Raw genomic sequence first — 16468 nt, 5'->3', positions numbered from 1 at the left:
TCGCTGCTTAGTCTACCCTGATCATCATTACTCACGGTGGTACGGGTGGTTGGTGGTGATGCTCCACGCCCGGTACAGACTCTCGGCCACCAGTACGCGCACCAGCGGGTGAGGTAAGGTGAGGGTGGAGAGCGACCAACTCTGTTCCGCCGCTGCTTTACAGGCGGGAGAGAGACCTTCCGGACCGCCTACCAGTAAACTGACGTCGCGCCCGTCCTGTTTCCAGCGTTCCAGTTCGCGCGCCAGCTGCGGTGTATCCCATGGTTTACCCGGAATATCCAGGGTCACGATGCGGTTCTTACCGGCAGCGGCTAACATCATCTCGCCCTCTTTTTCGAGGATGCGTTTGATATCAGCGTTCTTACCGCGCTTACCGGCAGGGATCTCCACCAGCTCGAACGGCATATCTTTGGGAAAACGGCGCAGATACTCGCTAAAGCCGGTCTGTACCCAGTCCGGCATTTTGGTGCCAACGGCCACCAGCTGCAACTTCACGCATTAACTCCAGAGTTTTTCCAGCTCGTACAGACGACGGCTCTCTTCCTGCATGACGTGGACCATCACGTCGCCGAGGTCGACGACGATCCAGTCGGCGGCGGCTTCCCCTTCAACGCCCAGCGGCAGCATGCCGGCGGCGCGGGACTCCTGAACCACGTGGTCGGCGATAGACATCACATGACGCGTGGAGGTGCCGGTGCAGATAATCATGCAATCGGTGATGCTGGATTTGCCATGTACATCAATGGCAACGATGTCCTGACCTTTCAGGTCATCAATTTTGTCGATAACAAAATCCTGGAGTGCTTTACCCTGCAAGTGTTCCCCCTGGGTGCGTGAAGATTGATAATCATAAAGAGCCTGACAGTATACCTGAACTGATGAAAAAGTCGGGTGAAATGTCTGTCGGCAGGCGTTCGTGGCGGGCTATCATCCCATCCCTCGCCGCGGATTGCATCGCCATTTTTGTAAAACAATTTCTGCAAACCGGCTTTGGCGGATGCTGCCTGGCAGCGGAGAATAACAGCCTGCTCTGGCCTGTCAATGGTCTGGCGGGAATTCTTCTTGCGGCCGCCAGACGGCCTGGCTATTTAATACCCGCAGGGTGGTGAAATCGTCGCGGATTTCGAGGAGGCTCCAGGCGCCATGGGCAATGGGAAAGTGCCACATCGCCGCCGCAGGCATCTGCAACAGCAGGGCGGTCAGCAGGCTCAGGACGCCCTGATGGCCGACGATCAGCAGATGGTCAAGATGGCGGCAGTCGGTCAGCGTTGGGATAAACTCGCTGACGCGGCGGGCAAAATTCTGAAAGCTTTCGCCGTTGGTGGGGGCCGCATGCTGCCAGTCGGCACACCAGGCGGCATAGTTTTCCGCATCTTCTCGCTGGAGGTCGCGATGATGACGCATCTCCCAGTCGCCGAAAAACATCTCATTGAGCGCGGGATGGCGCTCACGCGGAATAGCGCGGTCGCCAAGCAGCAGATCGGCCGTTGTCCCGGTCCGCGCCAGCTCGCTACAGAATACTTTATCGAAAGGCGCCAGGCGCAGCCGTTCGCCGAGCGCGCGCGCCTGAGCGACGCCGCGCGGCGTCAGGGGCGTTGGGGCATGGCCGCTGTATAACCCGGCAACGTTGGCTTCGGTTTCGCCATGGCGAACTAACCACAATTTCATGAACAGGCTCTGACAGGCGATGAAGAGATGGCGTTACGATAGCGCTTTTTTCGCGCCAGGCCCAGCCTGGGGTCAGCAATAGAGTCCCTGCTCGCGGATGTAATCCAGCACGGCGGCGGGCAGCATCTCGGCGCAGGACTCGCCGCGCTCAAGGCGCTGGCGGATGATCGTCGCGGAAATATCGAACCACGGCGTCTCAGCCAGGTAGATCACGCCGGAAGGGCGGTTATGCAGAGACTCCACGTCGTGGGTTAAATGGCGATCCAGCCAGCGCTGATCCGCTTCCTGCGCCATGGTCAGCGGGTAACCCGGGCGGCGGCAAACAATCAGGTGGACATTGTCGAGAATGGTTTCATAGTTGTGCCAGGTGGGAAAGGTCAGTAGCGAATCCTGGCCAATGATAAACGCCAGCGGTTTGCGCGGCCCCTGCTCCTGGCGCCACTCCTGCAGCGTTTGCGCCGTCCAGGAGGGGGTATCGCGCCGTAGTTCGCGTTCATCGAGCGTGAACAGCGGTTTATCGGCAATCGCCAGCTTCAGCATGTGCACGCGCTGGGCGCTGGTGGCTTCCGGCTGCGGCCGGTGCGGCGGGACGTTGTTAGGCATGATGATGACCTTGCTCAGGCCAATCTGATTCGCCAGGATCTCAACCGGCTTGAGGTGACCGTAATGCACCGGATCGAAGGTGCCGCCATAGATTGCCTGTAACTGAGTCATATCAACCATCAATAAAAACGTCCGCCAGGGCTTTGTGGCAGAGCAACAACGAAAGACTTTCCAGTTCGGGCCAGACGTCGTGCCCGTAATCCTGTTTAAAGGTGAGCTCCGCGCGGGTCAGAAGGGTCACCGCCTGGCGCAGCTGTTCCCCGCTCAGGCGCGTGAGGGCGTCGCTGAGCAGCTGACGGCGGTTTTGCCAGACCCGATGTTTATCAAACAGCGAGCGCAGCGGCGTGTGCGTCGCCTGGCGCTTGAGGGTAACCAGCAGCAGCAGCTCCCGCTGCAGAGTACGCAGCAGGATCGCCGGCTCGCAGCCTTCAAGGCGTAACTGCTGCAGGACGTGCAGCACGCGCTTACTTTTGCCTGCCAGTAGGGCATCGACCCAATGGTAAGGCGTAAAGTGCGCGGCATCGTTTACCGCTTGCTCAACGCGGGGGAGGGTTAGCTTACCGTCCGGCCAGAGCAGCGCCAGACGCTCCAGCGCCTGCGCCAGCGCCAGCAGATTGCCTTCGTAACAGTAGCACAGCAGCTGACTGGCCGCGTCGTCGAGCTGCAGCTGATGCTGTTTGGCCCGGGCGGCCAGCCAGCGCGGCAGCTGCGCGTATTCCGGCGTCTGGCAACTGACCTGGACGGCGCGCTGAGCCAGGGCGGTGAGCCATGCGGCATTCTCCTGGGCTTTGGTCAGCTTATTTCCGCGAACTATCAGCAGCAGGTCGTCGTGCAGCAGGCCAACCAGCGTGGCGAGCTGTTCATTGATCGCCGCGTTGGGGCCGTTTTCCGGTAGGATCAACAGCAGGGTTTGCCGGCTGGCAAACAGGCTCATCGCCTGGCTTAAGGCGAAAATCGCCTGCCAGTCGGTGCTGTTGTCGATTGAAAAAGTATGGTGCTCGGTAAAGCCCTGCGCGGCAGCAGCTTCGCGAATGGCGTCCTGGCTTTCCTGCAACAGCAGGGGATCGTTGCCAAGCAGCAGATAGGCCGCGCGCAGCCCTTCAGTGAGCTGCGCGCGGAGCTGTTCCGGGTACAACCGAATCATCATTGACCCAGCGTGGTGGAGACGCGGTTACCCGAGGAAGCCGGCGCCGCGCTGCTGGCGACCGGTTTCTCTTCCTGCTGGGTTGCTTCAACATCCGCTACCTGAACGCTTGGCAGCTTACGAATCAGCTGTTCCGCCGCTTTGTCGTACATTTCCTGGATAATCATATCCTGCTCGGCGTCTTTCGCTAATGCCGCCTGCGGGTTATCAAAGAACGACCGATAGACCTTGGTGGTAATCGGATAGATATCGTGACCCGGGATCAGGACGCTGGCATGAACGGTCATGACCATCTGATACTCCGCCGTACGACCATCCTGGAACACCGATGCGGTATCTTTCTGAATCGACGAGCCATCGAGGCGCAGAGAAGGGACATCTTTACGCAGCGTGCTGGCGTCGATCAGTTCCACGCCGTTAAGACGCAGCTGATTACGTACCGCGCGGCTTAACGGGCCGTTCGGATCGCTCGACTGGAAAATCATGGTTTTCATGGTGGCGGGCACCTTGGTAGTGCTACGCAAATGCCAGCCACAGCCGGCGGTGACGAGCACCGCCAGAGATAACAACATTGTTACCAGATATCGCACGCTTCCTCCCGCGCTTAGCCAACGACCAGATTGAGCAGTTTACCGGGAACGTAAATCACTTTACGCACGGTTTTACCGTCGAGATATTTCGCCACCAGATGTTCCTGGCCGGCGCGCTCGCGAACCTGCTCTTCAGTTGCATCTACCGCAACGGTAATTTTACCACGAACTTTGCCATTGACCTGGACGACGACGAGGGTGCTGTCTTCCACCATCGCGCTCTCATCCGCTACCGGCCACGGCGCGTTGTCGATATCGCCTTCGCCGTTCAGCTCACGCCACAGGGTGAAGCTGGCGTGCGGCGTGAACGGGTTGAGCATACGCACCACCGCCAGCAGAGCTTCCTGCATCAGCGCACGATCCTGCTCATCTTCCTGCGGCGCTTTCGCCAGCTTGTTCATCAGCTCCATGATTGCCGCGATGGCGGTGTTGAAGGTCTGACGACGGCCGATGTCATCGGTCACTTTGGCGATGGTTTTGTGGATATCGCGACGCAGCGCTTTCTGATCTTCGCTCAGAGCCGCCACGTTCAGTGCCGCAACCTCTCCTTTAGTGGTGTGCTCGTAGACCAGTTTCCAGACGCGTTTCAGGAAGCGGTTCGCCCCTTCAACGCCAGATTCCTGCCACTCGAGGGTCATATCCGCCGGGGACGCAAACATCATGAACAGACGCACGGTATCCGCGCCGTAGCGCTCAACCATCACCTGCGGGTCGATGCCGTTGTTTTTCGACTTGGACATCTTGCTCATGCCGGTGTACACCAGCTCGTGGCCCGCCGCGTCTTTGGCCTTCACGATGCGGCCTTTTTCGTCGCGCTCAACGATGGCGTCAACCGGGGAAACCCAGTTACGTTCGCCGTTTTCGCCCACATAGTAGAACGCGTCAGCCAGCACCATGCCCTGGCACAGCAGCTGTTTCGCCGGCTCATCGGAGTTCACCATGCCCGCGTCGCGCATCAGCTTATGGAAGAAGCGGAAGTAGAGCAGGTGCATGATGGCGTGTTCGATACCGCCGATGTAGATATCTACCGGCAGCCAGTAGTTGGCCGCTTTCGAATCCAGCATTCCTTCCTGATACTGCGGGCAGGTGTAGCGCGCATAGTACCAGGAGGATTCCATAAAGGTGTCAAAGGTGTCGGTTTCGCGCAGCGCCGGCTGGCCGTTGACGGTGGTCTTGGCCCATTCAGGATCGGCTTTGATCGGGCTGGTGATGCCGTCCATGACCACGTCTTCCGGCAGGATCACCGGCAGCTGATCTTCCGGGGTCGGCAGCACGGTGCCATCTTCCAGGGTCACCATCGGGATCGGCGCGCCCCAGTAGCGCTGACGGGATACGCCCCAGTCGCGCAGACGGTAGTTAACTTTACGCTCGCCCACGCCCATGGCAGCCAGTTTGTCGGCAATGGCGTTGAAGCCCGCTTCATAATCAAGACCGCTGAACTCGCCGGAGTTAAACAGGACGCCTTTCTCGGTCAGCGCCTGCTCGGAGAGATCCGGCTCGGAGCCGTCGGCAGCGAGGATAACCGGCTTAATGTTCAGACCGTACTTGCTGGCGAACTCGTAGTCGCGCTGGTCGTGACCCGGAACGGCCATTACCGCGCCGGTGCCGTATTCCATCAGCACAAAGTTTGCCGCCCAGACCGGAATTTGTTCACCGGTCAGCGGATGAATGGCTTTAAAGCCGGTATCGACGCCTTTTTTCTCCATCGTCGCCATGTCGGCTTCGGCCACTTTGGTATTGCGGCACTCGTCGATAAAGGCGGCCAGCGCCGGATTGTTCGCCGCAGCCTGCTGCGCCAGCGGGTGACCCGCCGCGACGGCCAGGTAGGTACAACCCATAAAGGTGTCCGGACGGGTGGTGTAGACAGTCAGTTTGTCAGCGTAGTCGTTGACGTCAAAGGAGATTTCTACCCCTACCGAACGGCCGATCCAGTTGCGCTGCATGGTCTTCACGGTGTCCGGCCAGTGGTCCAGCTTATCCAGATCGTTCAGCAGTTCATCGGCGTAGGCGGTGATTTTAATAAACCACTGCGGGATCTCTTTACGCTCGACCTTGGTATCGCAGCGCCAGCAGCAGCCGTCGATAACCTGTTCGTTGGCAAGCACGGTCTGGTCATTCGGGCACCAGTTCACTGCGGAGGTTTTTTTGTACACCAGGCCTTTTTTGTACAGCTCGGTGAAGAACTTCTGCTCCCAGCGGTAGTATTCCGGGGTGCAGGTCGCCAGCTCGCGGCTCCAGTCATAGCCGAAGCCCAGCATTTTTAGCTGGTTTTTCATGTAGGCGATGTTGTCGTAGGTCCACGGCGCTGGCGCGGTGTTGTTTTTCACCGCCGCCCCTTCTGCCGGCAGACCGAACGCATCCCAGCCGATCGGCTGCAGGACGTTTTTGCCCAGCATGCGCTGGTAGCGGGCAATCACGTCGCCGATGGTGTAGTTACGCACGTGACCCATGTGTAGTCGACCAGAAGGATAAGGAAGCATCGACAGGCAGTAATACTTCTCTTTGCTCTCGTCTTCAGTTACTTCAAATGTACGATTTTCGTCCCAGTGAAGCTGGACTTTCGATTCTATCTCTTCCGGGCGGTATTGCTCTTGCATGGCAGCCAGTGGTCCTGTTTTCAATACAGCTACAAAGTGTAGCCAATGGATGTGTTATTTCAGATCGGCATAGCATAGCCCAAACGCCCACGTCAAAACAGCTTTTCGCACATCAACATCGGCAAAAGCTGCGCAGATTATTTCGCGACTCTGTGGCTTGTCAGACACAGCGGGAGAGGAATAAGGTCTATTATCAGAAGACGTTAACCCCACCGGAGGCGAAATGATGAACAAGGTTGCTCAATATTACCGTGAACTGGTCTCCTCGCTCAGCGAACGGCTCCGCCATGGAGAGCGCGATATCGACGCGCTGGTGACGCAGGCGCGGGAAAAAATCGTCCGCGCCGGCGATCTGACGCAGAGCGAGATCGAGTCGGTGATTGCGGCGGTCAAGCGCGACCTAGAGGAGTTTGCCCGCAGCTACGAAGAGAGTCACGAAGACGAGAGCGACAGCGTGTTTATGCGGGTGATCAAAGAGAGCCTGTGGCAGGAGCTGGCTGATATCACCGACAAAACCCAGCTCGAGTGGCGGGAAGTCTTTCAGGATCTGAATCACCACGGCGTGTACCACAGCGGCGAAGTGGTCGGTCTGGGCAACCTGGTCTGCGAGAAGTGCCACTATCACCTGGCGGTATACACCCCGGACGTGCTGCCGCGCTGTCCAAAATGTGGCCACGATCAGTTCCAGCGTCGGCCCTTCGAGCCCTAAGCGTGCGAAAAACGATGCGCGAGGCTTCGCGCATCGTGGTTTGTCTTATTTCACCGTGTTGACTTCGGTGCTCTTGAAATACTGTTTTCCACCCATGTCGCTAACATATTTCTGCGATGAGTTCAGTACCAGCTTGTCAGCAGTTAACGTCCCGACTCCGCATTTCGCCAGGCCCAGTATGCCGCAACTTTTACCACCATTGACCACTTTGGTGGCGGTTAACGTCATGTTGCCGCCCGCGCTGAGGGTTGAATAATTGTAGATCGCGCCTTTATTTTTGGTATTTAAGGTCAGGTCGCCGGTGCTGCTGATCTGCCCTTCGTTGGTGATATCTGAGTAGGTCGTGATTGAAATATTTTTGGCAGTAATATTGCCATAATTATTCACTACGCCGTGATCGGTGGTGATATCGGCGGCATTCATATAACCATTTTGGTTCAGCCAGTAGCTGTGGGCGGTAATGGCGTTGGTTGCCTCAATACGACCACTGCTGCTTTGCGCCAGCGTGCCATTGGTCTGCAGATTGATATTTTCGCCGGTGATATTGCCGAGGTTATAGATCTCGCCCGTATTGGCGCTGCCGTCCTGTGTAAGCGACTGAATGGTGGTTTGGCCAGTAGAGTTAATATTGCCGGTGTTTTTAAAGCTGTCGCCGACAAACGTCAGGCTGGTGTGTTTGGCGCTGATTTTGCCTTCATTGAGGAAATCACCGATTGCCGTGGCGGCAATCTGGTTATTTGACAGCAGGGAGGCTTTTTCTTCGTTGCGGATTTTCCCGCCGCTGGTCAGGCTTAATCCACTGGTGCCGGTCATCGTGCCTGAGTCGCCGTTGGTGATGTTGCCGTTAGCGGTGGCAATCAGCTGGCCGCCGGAGAGAGAACCGGTGTTAACGATATAATCGCCACTGGAGAGCATTAAATAATAGGCGCCGGCGATGCTACCGTCATTGGTGATGCCCGTGACGGTGGAAACCTGGCTCAGCAAACCTTTGCCCGTTATTGACCCTTTGTTCAGCAAATTACCGTTGCTGGTGAGCATCAGCGTGCCGTTGGAGATAATAGAACCCTTATTACGTACGCCAAAGCCGATATTATTGCCGACCATGCTGATGCTGTTGGCCTCAATGCCGCCAAGGCTGCTGACGTCGATGCTGTACTGCGGGTTAACCGTCATCTGGATCAGGGTGGCCTTTTTACCGGCGGAGGTCACCGAGCCAGAGCTGTTATCCATGGTGAAGTTGCCCGCGCTGACCAGGGCGTTGTTGGCCTGCACTTTACCGTTAATCTTAATCGCGTCGGCGAGCAGAACCGCGTAGCCGTTGGCGGCGTTCATGCCATTTTCGCCGATGGTGAGGGTGCCGCCCGTTACGGTATAGCTGCCGATGGCGCCATCGTCGGTCATATTAACCTTGCCGGTGGTCAGGATAGCCTTGTTGGTATTAACAAAGCTACAGCCGGAACAGGTGATGCCGTTCGGGTTGGCGATTACCACATCCGCTTTCTGACCGTTGACTTCGATAAAGCCCTTCAGGCTACTGGCGTTTTTGGAGGTCACCTCGTTCAAAATCACCGAAGCGCTGCCGGCGGTCAGATTATTGTTGCGGGCGATATTGCCAAATGTGCTGTGGCTGACATCATCGCCGCTGTTATTAAGGATGGTGCCATTGGTGCCGACGTTGAAGTCGCGGTACAGGTTATGGGAGACACCGGCGGCATTCGGCTTTTCAATATCGATAACCGTGGCGCCGGAAGAGTGCGTATAGCTTGTGGGGTCGGCATAAACTACCGACGAGGTTAATACTGCCGCCAGTGCGACATAAGAAGCCTTAAACTTAAACATTTTCTTTATTCCTTTAAATAATGATTAATAAATAATGTAAATATGACGAGTCAATAATGTGCGAATTAATACCTCCACTGTAATGAAAAGCCCATATTCAGGGCGTCGCTATGAAACTTATCCGGTTTACTCAGCGGGGTACTAATAAACAGATCGTACTGCGTTGACCATAGCTGACCGCGCAGCCCGCTGACGGCGCCGGAGAGCACTTTGCCTTTTTGATATAGATCGGCGCCGATAAGACGGCCTATATCCGCGCCCAAATAGAATTGCCGCTCGTGGGTGGCCAGATCCCAGATAAAATCGTTGCGCCAGTACCATCCCTGATTGCCGGACAGGCTGTTTTCACCGTCAAAACCGCGCACGCTCCAGCGACTACCAATATTGAATTTATTATCGGAAGCGAGTTTGTCCGGGCTGAACTGGGCGCTGAGGCGGGGAGCCCAGGTAAATTTGTCGCCGGTGGCGTCAAATTTCATCATTGCCTGCAGATTACCATGCACAATCCGCGACAGCGGGCTATACAGCCCGGCCTGCTCTTCCGGCGTTGCTGTCGAGCTGAGCCACGGCAGGCTGCGCTGGATGCCGATGCTGGCATCAACAATCTTGTTGTTAAAGTAGTGCTGGTGGTTGAGGGTGAATTCCCATGAGGGGTTCTGCTTGCGCATCACCAGTAGCTCACTGCCGCCGAAGTAATAATGCGAGGTGCTCTTGGCGATCCGCAGGTCGGCGGTGGTTTTTTGCTGCCGGGTGTGGGAGAGCAGACGACTCAGCGTGGCGCTGTAGTAGCGATTTTTACTCTTATAATCCATCGTCGACCAGTTGCCGTTAAACTGCTGACGATACTGGCTGTATGCCCCGTAGGCGCTTAGTGTCCAGTAGCCAAAGGGAATGGAGTAATACAGGCTGCCGTTGTGGTTGCCGTCGTTATGCTGATTGAATTCAATATCGCCCCCGCCGGAAAGGTACAGGATATCGTTGAGGGTGGTCAGGTCATAGAGATAGAGGGCCCCGCCGGCCTGGTAGCGTCCGCTGGCTTTGCTGCCGGCGTCGTCAAGCCAGGCGCCAAGCTGCCATTTTTTCGCCAGGCTGCGGGCGATCTGGATATCGCTTTCTCCCTCGTGTTGGCCCGGCAACAGTTTCATGTGCGCGGTGGCGCCGGGCAGACGCTGCAGGTTGGCCATCCCTTGCTCAAGGTCGCTTAAGCGCAGGATAGTACCGGAAGAGGTGGGTAGGGAATTCCACAGGCGGGTGGTGTCCGAGCCGTCGGCATAGTCGATAGCGCCCACTTTGCCATAGTGCAGCGTGAACCTGAGTATGCCGTGCTCCAGCGACTGGGAGGGCACATCAATCAGCGAGGTGATGTAGCCTTGCGCGATCAGCTCATTTTGCAAGGTATAGGCCAGCAGGCGAATGCCTTCGCTACCCAGACAGCGTCCCTGCGCCTGCCGTGCGGTTTTCGCCAGTAATTTCCGGGTGAGCGCCTGGTTATCGGAGTCGATATCGACCCGGTTGATCAATTTGCAATGCGTTTCCTCAGGAAAAGGGATCCCCTGCGGCGCCACGCGCTGTTGTGAAGACTGAAAATCCTGTTGCTGCGGCGCCAGCGCCTCCTGGCGGGCTTTATCCTGCTCCGTCTGGTGAGTAGAAGAGGCCAATGGCGCGGCCCCGGCGGCTGAGGTGCCCGCCAGCGTGATAAACAGCAGCCCGGTGAGCGTGCGAGATCGAATTAACATGAAGCAATATCCATTTGTTTCATTGGTTTGGTGGCGCATCCATTATTCTGCGAGCGGCAGAGAATATTGATGGCCTTTATTTCGGCGCAGGCGAGGTCAGGCAAGAATATTATATTCAATTAATAAAATAATCATGCGACGAACCTGTTACGAGGCGTTATATGCTAGCGGCGGTGGCAATGCCGGTCCACGAATTCATTATTGAATTCTTTATGAATTGATCGATTTAATAAATAAGTTCAGCTTTTATCGCCCAGGTTTATTGGGTACGTAAATGATAGTAGCGATCATCTACCGCATAAATAACATTGGCGAATAATATGGCGGAAAAGATTAACTGCGCATACCGGGCGGTATGCGCAGAGAAAAACCATTAATGAAGTATTTTGGCGAGGAAATCTTTGGCACGCTCGGATTGCGGATTGGCAAAGAAGGCCTCTTTATCGGCATCCTCGACAATCTTCCCTTCATCCATAAAGATCACCCGGTTCGCCACCTTGCGGGCAAAGCCCATCTCATGGGTCACGACCATCATGGTCATCCCCTCGTTGGCCAGTTCGACCATAACGTCCAGCACCTCGTTAATCATCTCCGGGTCAAGCGCTGAGGTGGGCTCATCAAACAGCATGGCGATCGGGTCCATACACAGGGCTCGGGCAATGGCCACGCGCTGCTGCTGGCCGCCGGAGAGTTGCGCCGGGTATTTTTCCGCATGCGCCGCCAGGCCAACGCGCTCCAGCAACTTGAGGCCTTTCTTGCGCGCTGAGGCTTTATCGCGGTTAAGCACTTTGACCTGCGCCAGCGTCAGGTTGTCGATAATCGACAGATGCGGGAACAGTTCAAAATGCTGAAACACCATGCCGACGTGCGAGCGCAGTTTAGCCAGGTTGGTCTTTTTATCGTTAACCACGGTGCCATCGACAATAATCTGCCCCTGCTGTACCGGCTCAAGGCCGTTCACAGTCTTAATCAGCGTGGATTTACCGGAGCCTGACGGCCCGCAGACCACCACGACTTCGCCTTTTTTCACTTCCGTGGAGCAATCGGTCAGCACCTGAAAGTGACCATACCATTTTGAAACGTTTTTCAGGGTAATCATTACACAGTCCTTTTCTTCAACCAGCTGACCAACAGCGAGGCGCTGAGGCTAATCACAAAATAGACGCCGCCTGCGAACAGGATCATTTCGACCTGGGTTCCGTCACGCTCGCCAATGGTGGAGGCGGTACGGAAGAAGTCGGCGAGACTCAATACATACACCAGCGAGGTATCCTGGAACAGGACGATCCCCTGGGTTAGCAGCAGCGGCACCATGGCGCGGAAGGCCTGCGGCAGGATCACCAGCCGCATTGACTGCCAGTGGGTCATCCCCAACGCCAGCGCGGCGCTGGACTGGCCGCGGGAGATGCTCTGAATGCCGGCGCGGATAATCTCTGAATAGTAGGCGGCTTCGAACATCGAAAACGCCACCATCGCCGAGATCAGGCGAATATCCGTTTTCGGCGACAGTCCCAGCACGTTCTGCAGGAAGCCCGGGACAATCAGGTAGAACCACAGCAGGACCATCACCAGTGGGATTGAGCGGAATACGTTGACGTAGGATTTAGCAAACCAGGCCAGCGGCAGAAAGCTGGACAGGCGCATAACCGCCAGCAGAGTGCCCCAGACAATGCCGACCACGATGGCGATCACCGTAATCTTCAGGGTGATCACCAGCCCTGCCAGCAGATAGGGCATGGAGGGAACGATCGAACTCCAGTCAAAATCGTACATTATTTGCCTCCCATATTGCCAGGCAGGCGAACCTTACGCTCGACCACATACATAATCAGCATAATCACCGCGTTGATGAAAACATAGGCCAGGGTGATGGCGGTAAAAGACTCCCAGGCATGAGCGGAGTAGTCCAGCAGTTTGCCCGCCTGTGCGGCCATATCGGCCAGACCGATGGTGGAGGCGATGGCCGAGTTTTTCACCAGGTTCATCATCTCCGAGGTCATCGGCGGCACAATAACGCGGTAGGCGTTCGGCAGCAGCACGTAGCGGTAGGTTTGCGGCAGGGTCAGGCCCATCGCCAGGCCGGCGTTCTTCTGCCCGCGCGGCAGCGACTGGATGGCGGCGCGTACCTGCTCGCAGACGCGAGCGGCGGTAAACAGCCCCAGGCACAGCATGGAGGAGACAAAGAATTGAATGTTTGGGTCCAGCTCCGATTTAAACCACATGCCGATATTTTCCGGCAGGAACTCCGGCACCACCAGGTACCAGGTAAAGAACTGCACGATCAGCGGCACGTTGCGAAACAGTTCGACATAGCAGGTGCCAATGCCCGAGAGGAAGCGATTGGGGACCGTGCGTAAAATGCCGAACAGTGAGCCGACGAGAAAAGCGATGATCCAGGCCGAGATGGAGAGGGCGACGGTAATTTGAAAACCGCTCCACAGCCAGCCCAGGTAGGTAGTGTTGCCGAAGGGGGCCTGTTGCAGGAATATCCCCCAGTTCCAGTCTATTGACATACATGACTCCTGGAAAAAAAAGGGTAGCCATTGCTACCCTCGAAGACGGTTGTCCAGCTTGTTTCGGTATTCGCGGCGGCTGGGGAACGACCAGCCGCCGTATAGTCTGTCCGTGCTGTGACAATCATCGGGAGGGCAGGATATCCCGCCCCTGGTTGTTATAATTAGTTCAGTGCTTTGTCGTTAGGTGATTTGAACAGCGCTTTCATGTCGTCCGACAGCTCGAAGTTGAGGTTAAGATTTTTTGGCGGAATCGGGTTTTTGAACCATTTGTCAAACCACTTCTCCGCTTCGCCAGAGGTCTGAGCCTGGGCGACGGTTTCATCAACCAGCGCCTTGAACGTCGGATCATCCTTCCGCAGCATGCAGCCATAGGCTTCCTTCGACTGCGGGGTGCCGACGATTTCCCAATTATCCGGTTTCTTCGCCTTGGCGCGTTCGCCAGCCAGCAGGGCATCATCCATCATAAAGGCCACGGCGCGTCCGCTCTCCAGGGTGCGGAAAGAGTCGCCATGATCTTTGGCGCTGATAATGCGCATATTCATTTTTTTCTCATCGTTCAGCTTATGCAGCAGGATCTCCGAGGTGGTTCCGGAGGTGACGACGACCGCTTTATCCTTCAGGTCCGGGAAATCTTTGATCGGACCGCCTTTCTTCACCAGCAGACGGGTACCGACCACGAAGATGGTATCGGAGAAGGCCGCCTGTTTCTGGCGCTCAAGGTTGTTGGTGGTTGAGCCGCACTCGAAATCAAAGGTGCCATTCTGCAGCAACGGGATACGGTTCTGCGAGGTGACCGGGATCAGTTTGACCTGCAGATCGGGTTTGTTCAGTTTTTTCTTGATGGCATCGACGATGGCGTTGGAATAATCCTGAGAGTAGCCCACAACCTTCTGCTGGTTATCGTAGTAAGAGAACGGGACCGAAGATTCACGATGGCCGACAACGATAACCCCGTTTTTGGCGATCTTATCCAGGGTGTTCTGGCCAGCCGCCGGGGCAGCATCTTCCGCCTGCGCCAGACCAGCGGTCATTCCCATTACCAGCATTGCCGTGGCCAGTTTACGTAATTGCATATCCAACTCCTTATCCGCAGCGTCAGCGACGCTATTGATACCCATTGTGATTGTGTGTGTTGTTATTGGGGGCACGCGTCCACGTGCCGCATTTGTATGTGTTTGTTAGCATTTAGTTTGGCTTAATGTAAAGATTTTGCTGCTTTATTGTTTATTTTTGCGAAGCGCTCCGCACCAATCGGAGGCAAATATCTTCCATTGCACCAAAATAGCGCGACCACCGATCGTTTCTGGTGCAACCTGGTTGCACTGGGTCGGACGATGCCGCTACCAGGTTAAATAAAGCAATGACTGTGCCAGAGTGGCAGATGATGGGAAGAAAAAGCCGGCGACGGGCGTCGCCGGCGGAGAAACTTATCGGCGACGCTGGCGCAGGCTCATCAGCAGCGCGGCGAAACCAAACAGCGCCGTCAGCGCCCATAGCGGCCAGTTGCCGGTGCGGGCGTAAGGGGTTAAGCCGCTGGCGGGGGTCACGGTGGTGGTCAACACCTCGCGGGTAAACTGCGGGATCATCTTCTGGATCTCGCCGCGCGGGCCGATCACCGCAGTAATGCCGTTGTTGGTGCTGCGCAGCAGCGGGCGGGCCAGCTCCAGGGCGCGCATTCGCGCCATCTGGAAGTGTTGCCACGGGCCGATGGACTTGCCGAACCAGGCGTCGTTGGAGATGGTCAGCAGGAAGTCGGTGTCCGGCCGGAAGTTATCCCGCACCTGTTCACCGAGGATTATCTCGTAGCAGATGGCCGCGGTCAGCTTCAGGTTATGCGCCATCAGCTGCGGCTGCACGTAGGGGCCGCGGCTGAAGGAGGACATCGGCAGGTCAAAGAACGGCGCCAGCGGACGCAGAATCGACTCCAGCGGTACAAACTCGCCGAACGGCACCAGATGGTTCTTGTTGTAGCGGTTGGTCGAGTCGTAGCGGTACGGGTTATCTTTGCCGAGAGTAATGATGGTGTTGTAGGTATCGTAACGGTTCTGCTTGTTGAGACGCGCATCGACAATGCCGGTGATCAGCGAGCTGTCTTTTGCGCGCAGCAGATCGTCCATCATGCTGAGGAACTGCTGCTGGTTGATCTCCAGATCCGGGATCGCCGATTCAGGCCAGATAATCAGCTGCGAGTGGCCGATATGCGGCTGGGTCAGCGCCAGGTAGGTTTTCAGGGTATTGACCAGCTGCTTTTCGTCCCATTTCATGGCCTGTGGGATATCGCCTTGCACCAGCGAGACCTGGGTCGCGCGCGCCGGCAGCAGCTGATACCACTGGATATAGCGCAGCGGGAACGGCAGGGCGAACAGCAGCGCGGCAATCGCCAGCGGCTTCCAGTTGCGCTGGACGAGGGCCAGGGCCAGCAGGCCGCTGACTACCATCAGCAGGAAGTTAATCGCCTCGACGCCCATCACCGGCGCGAGGCCTTTCAGCGGGCCGTCAATCTGGCTGTAGCCGAACTGTAGCCACGGAAAGCCGGTCAGCACCCAGCCGCGCAGGAACTCGGTGATTTGCCAGACGACAGGGGCAGCGATAGCCATCCGTATCCAGTTAGTTTTAGGCCACAGACGGGCGAGCAGGCCGGCAAACAGGCCGGTGTAGAGCGAGAGATAGGCCGCCAGCAGAACGACGAGGAAGACGTTAACCGGGCCGGGCATTCCGCCAAACTGCGCGATGCTGACATAGACCCAGTTGATACCCGTGCCGAACAACCCGAGTCCCCAGAAATAGCCGATCCCGGCGCTTTGCAGCGGGCGTCGGTTGAGGGTTAACGCCTGCAGACCGATCAGCGAAACGATAGCCGCTGGCCAGAAGTCATAAGGTGAAAAAGCCAGCGTTCCGCTGGCTCCAAACAACAGCGCCAGCAACAGACGTATGCGCTGGCGTTCAAGAAGAGAGGCAAATACCATTTAGGTTAATCGTCCCGTTAATTAACGCCTGCTGCTACAGGCTATTCTTTTTGCCAGCCGGACGCGGGGCACCTACAACCGTGTATGACTCGCGGTCTCC

General features: G+C 56.7%; 15 protein-coding genes. 1 reads left to right on the top strand and 14 read right to left on the bottom strand.

All coding sequences use genetic code 11. The features are described 5' to 3' along the window. Positions 1–27: 27 nt before the first annotated feature. The 7 genes from rlmH to leuS form a co-directional block, all read right to left on the bottom strand. Positions 28–495, bottom strand: coding sequence for a 23S rRNA (pseudouridine(1915)-N(3))-methyltransferase RlmH (rlmH, locus tag KB892_RS18310; protein ID WP_002894620.1), 468 nt, complete (start codon positions 493–495; stop codon positions 28–30). Between the two features lie 3 nt (positions 496–498). Continuing rightward, the gene (rsfS, locus tag KB892_RS18305) at positions 499–816 is read right to left on the bottom strand and encodes a ribosome silencing factor (RefSeq protein WP_002894623.1); all 318 of its coding nucleotides are present in this window, start codon (positions 814–816) and stop codon (positions 499–501) included. A 222-nt stretch (positions 817–1038) separates the two neighbouring features. Continuing rightward, positions 1039–1668, bottom strand: coding sequence for an adenosylcobalamin/alpha-ribazole phosphatase (locus KB892_RS18300; RefSeq protein WP_004151650.1), 630 nt, complete (start codon positions 1666–1668; stop codon positions 1039–1041). A gap of 72 nt (positions 1669–1740) precedes the next feature. Continuing rightward, positions 1741–2391: a nicotinate-nucleotide adenylyltransferase gene (nadD, locus tag KB892_RS18295; protein ID WP_004176879.1), complete on the bottom strand. Its 651-nt coding sequence runs from the start codon at positions 2389–2391 to the stop codon at positions 1741–1743. Next, complete coding sequence (gene holA, locus KB892_RS18290) at positions 2384–3415, bottom strand: DNA polymerase III subunit delta (protein ID WP_002894692.1); 1032 nt, start codon at positions 3413–3415, stop codon at positions 2384–2386. Before holA ends, nadD begins: the two co-directional genes overlap by 8 nt. Further along, positions 3415–4005, bottom strand: coding sequence for an LPS assembly lipoprotein LptE (lptE, locus tag KB892_RS18285; protein ID WP_002894693.1), 591 nt, complete (start codon positions 4003–4005; stop codon positions 3415–3417). Before lptE ends, holA begins: the two co-directional genes overlap by 1 nt. 14 nt (positions 4006–4019) lie before the next feature. Continuing rightward, positions 4020–6602: a leucine--tRNA ligase gene (leuS, locus tag KB892_RS18280; protein WP_002894696.1), complete on the bottom strand. Its 2583-nt coding sequence runs from the start codon at positions 6600–6602 to the stop codon at positions 4020–4022. 226 nt (positions 6603–6828) lie between these two features. Here leuS and KB892_RS18275 point away from each other — a divergent pair, with 226 nt between their 5' ends. Further along, positions 6829–7311 carry a zinc ribbon-containing protein gene (locus KB892_RS18275; RefSeq protein ID WP_002894699.1) on the top strand — a complete coding sequence of 161 codons (483 nt, stop codon included), beginning with the start codon at positions 6829–6831 and terminating at the stop codon, positions 7309–7311. A 45-nt stretch (positions 7312–7356) separates the two neighbouring features. Here KB892_RS18275 and KB892_RS18270 read toward each other — a convergent pair whose 3' ends face one another. The 7 genes from KB892_RS18270 to lnt all read right to left on the bottom strand — a co-directional run bounded on the left by KB892_RS18270 (position 7357) and on the right by lnt (position 16368). Further along, the gene (locus KB892_RS18270) at positions 7357–9150 is read right to left on the bottom strand and encodes a filamentous hemagglutinin N-terminal domain-containing protein (protein WP_002894701.1); all 1794 of its coding nucleotides are present in this window, start codon (positions 9148–9150) and stop codon (positions 7357–7359) included. Positions 9151–9215: 65 nt separating this feature from the next. Further along, positions 9216–10886 carry a ShlB/FhaC/HecB family hemolysin secretion/activation protein gene (locus tag KB892_RS18265; RefSeq protein ID WP_002894704.1) on the bottom strand — a complete coding sequence of 557 codons (1671 nt, stop codon included), beginning with the start codon at positions 10884–10886 and terminating at the stop codon, positions 9216–9218. A 373-nt stretch (positions 10887–11259) separates the two neighbouring features. Continuing rightward, the gene (locus KB892_RS18260; protein ID WP_002894706.1) at positions 11260–11985 is read right to left on the bottom strand and encodes an amino acid ABC transporter ATP-binding protein; all 726 of its coding nucleotides are present in this window, start codon (positions 11983–11985) and stop codon (positions 11260–11262) included. Continuing rightward, positions 11985–12659, bottom strand: coding sequence for a glutamate/aspartate ABC transporter permease GltK (gene gltK, locus KB892_RS18255; protein WP_002894707.1), 675 nt, complete (start codon positions 12657–12659; stop codon positions 11985–11987). The genes KB892_RS18260 and gltK overlap by 1 nt, the downstream gene beginning before the upstream one ends. Then, on the bottom strand, positions 12659–13399 hold the full coding sequence (locus tag KB892_RS18250) for an amino acid ABC transporter permease (RefSeq protein ID WP_002894709.1): 741 nt from the start codon (positions 13397–13399) through the stop codon (positions 12659–12661). The genes gltK and KB892_RS18250 overlap by 1 nt, the downstream gene beginning before the upstream one ends. Positions 13400–13563: 164 nt before the next feature. Continuing rightward, entirely contained in the window at positions 13564–14475 is a 912-nt protein-coding gene (locus KB892_RS18245) for an amino acid ABC transporter substrate-binding protein (RefSeq protein WP_002894712.1), read from the bottom strand. 354 nt (positions 14476–14829) lie between these two features. Then, positions 14830–16368: an apolipoprotein N-acyltransferase gene (gene lnt / locus KB892_RS18240; RefSeq protein ID WP_002894716.1), complete on the bottom strand. Its 1539-nt coding sequence runs from the start codon at positions 16366–16368 to the stop codon at positions 14830–14832. Positions 16369–16468 lie beyond the last annotated feature (100 nt).

Source organism: Klebsiella sp. P1927 (genome assembly GCF_018204675.1).
Classification (GTDB): Bacteria; Pseudomonadota; Gammaproteobacteria; order Enterobacterales; family Enterobacteriaceae; genus Klebsiella; species Klebsiella pneumoniae.
The sequence above is the reverse complement of the archived record's forward strand: the minus strand, read 5'-3'. Positions and strand labels throughout refer to the sequence as shown.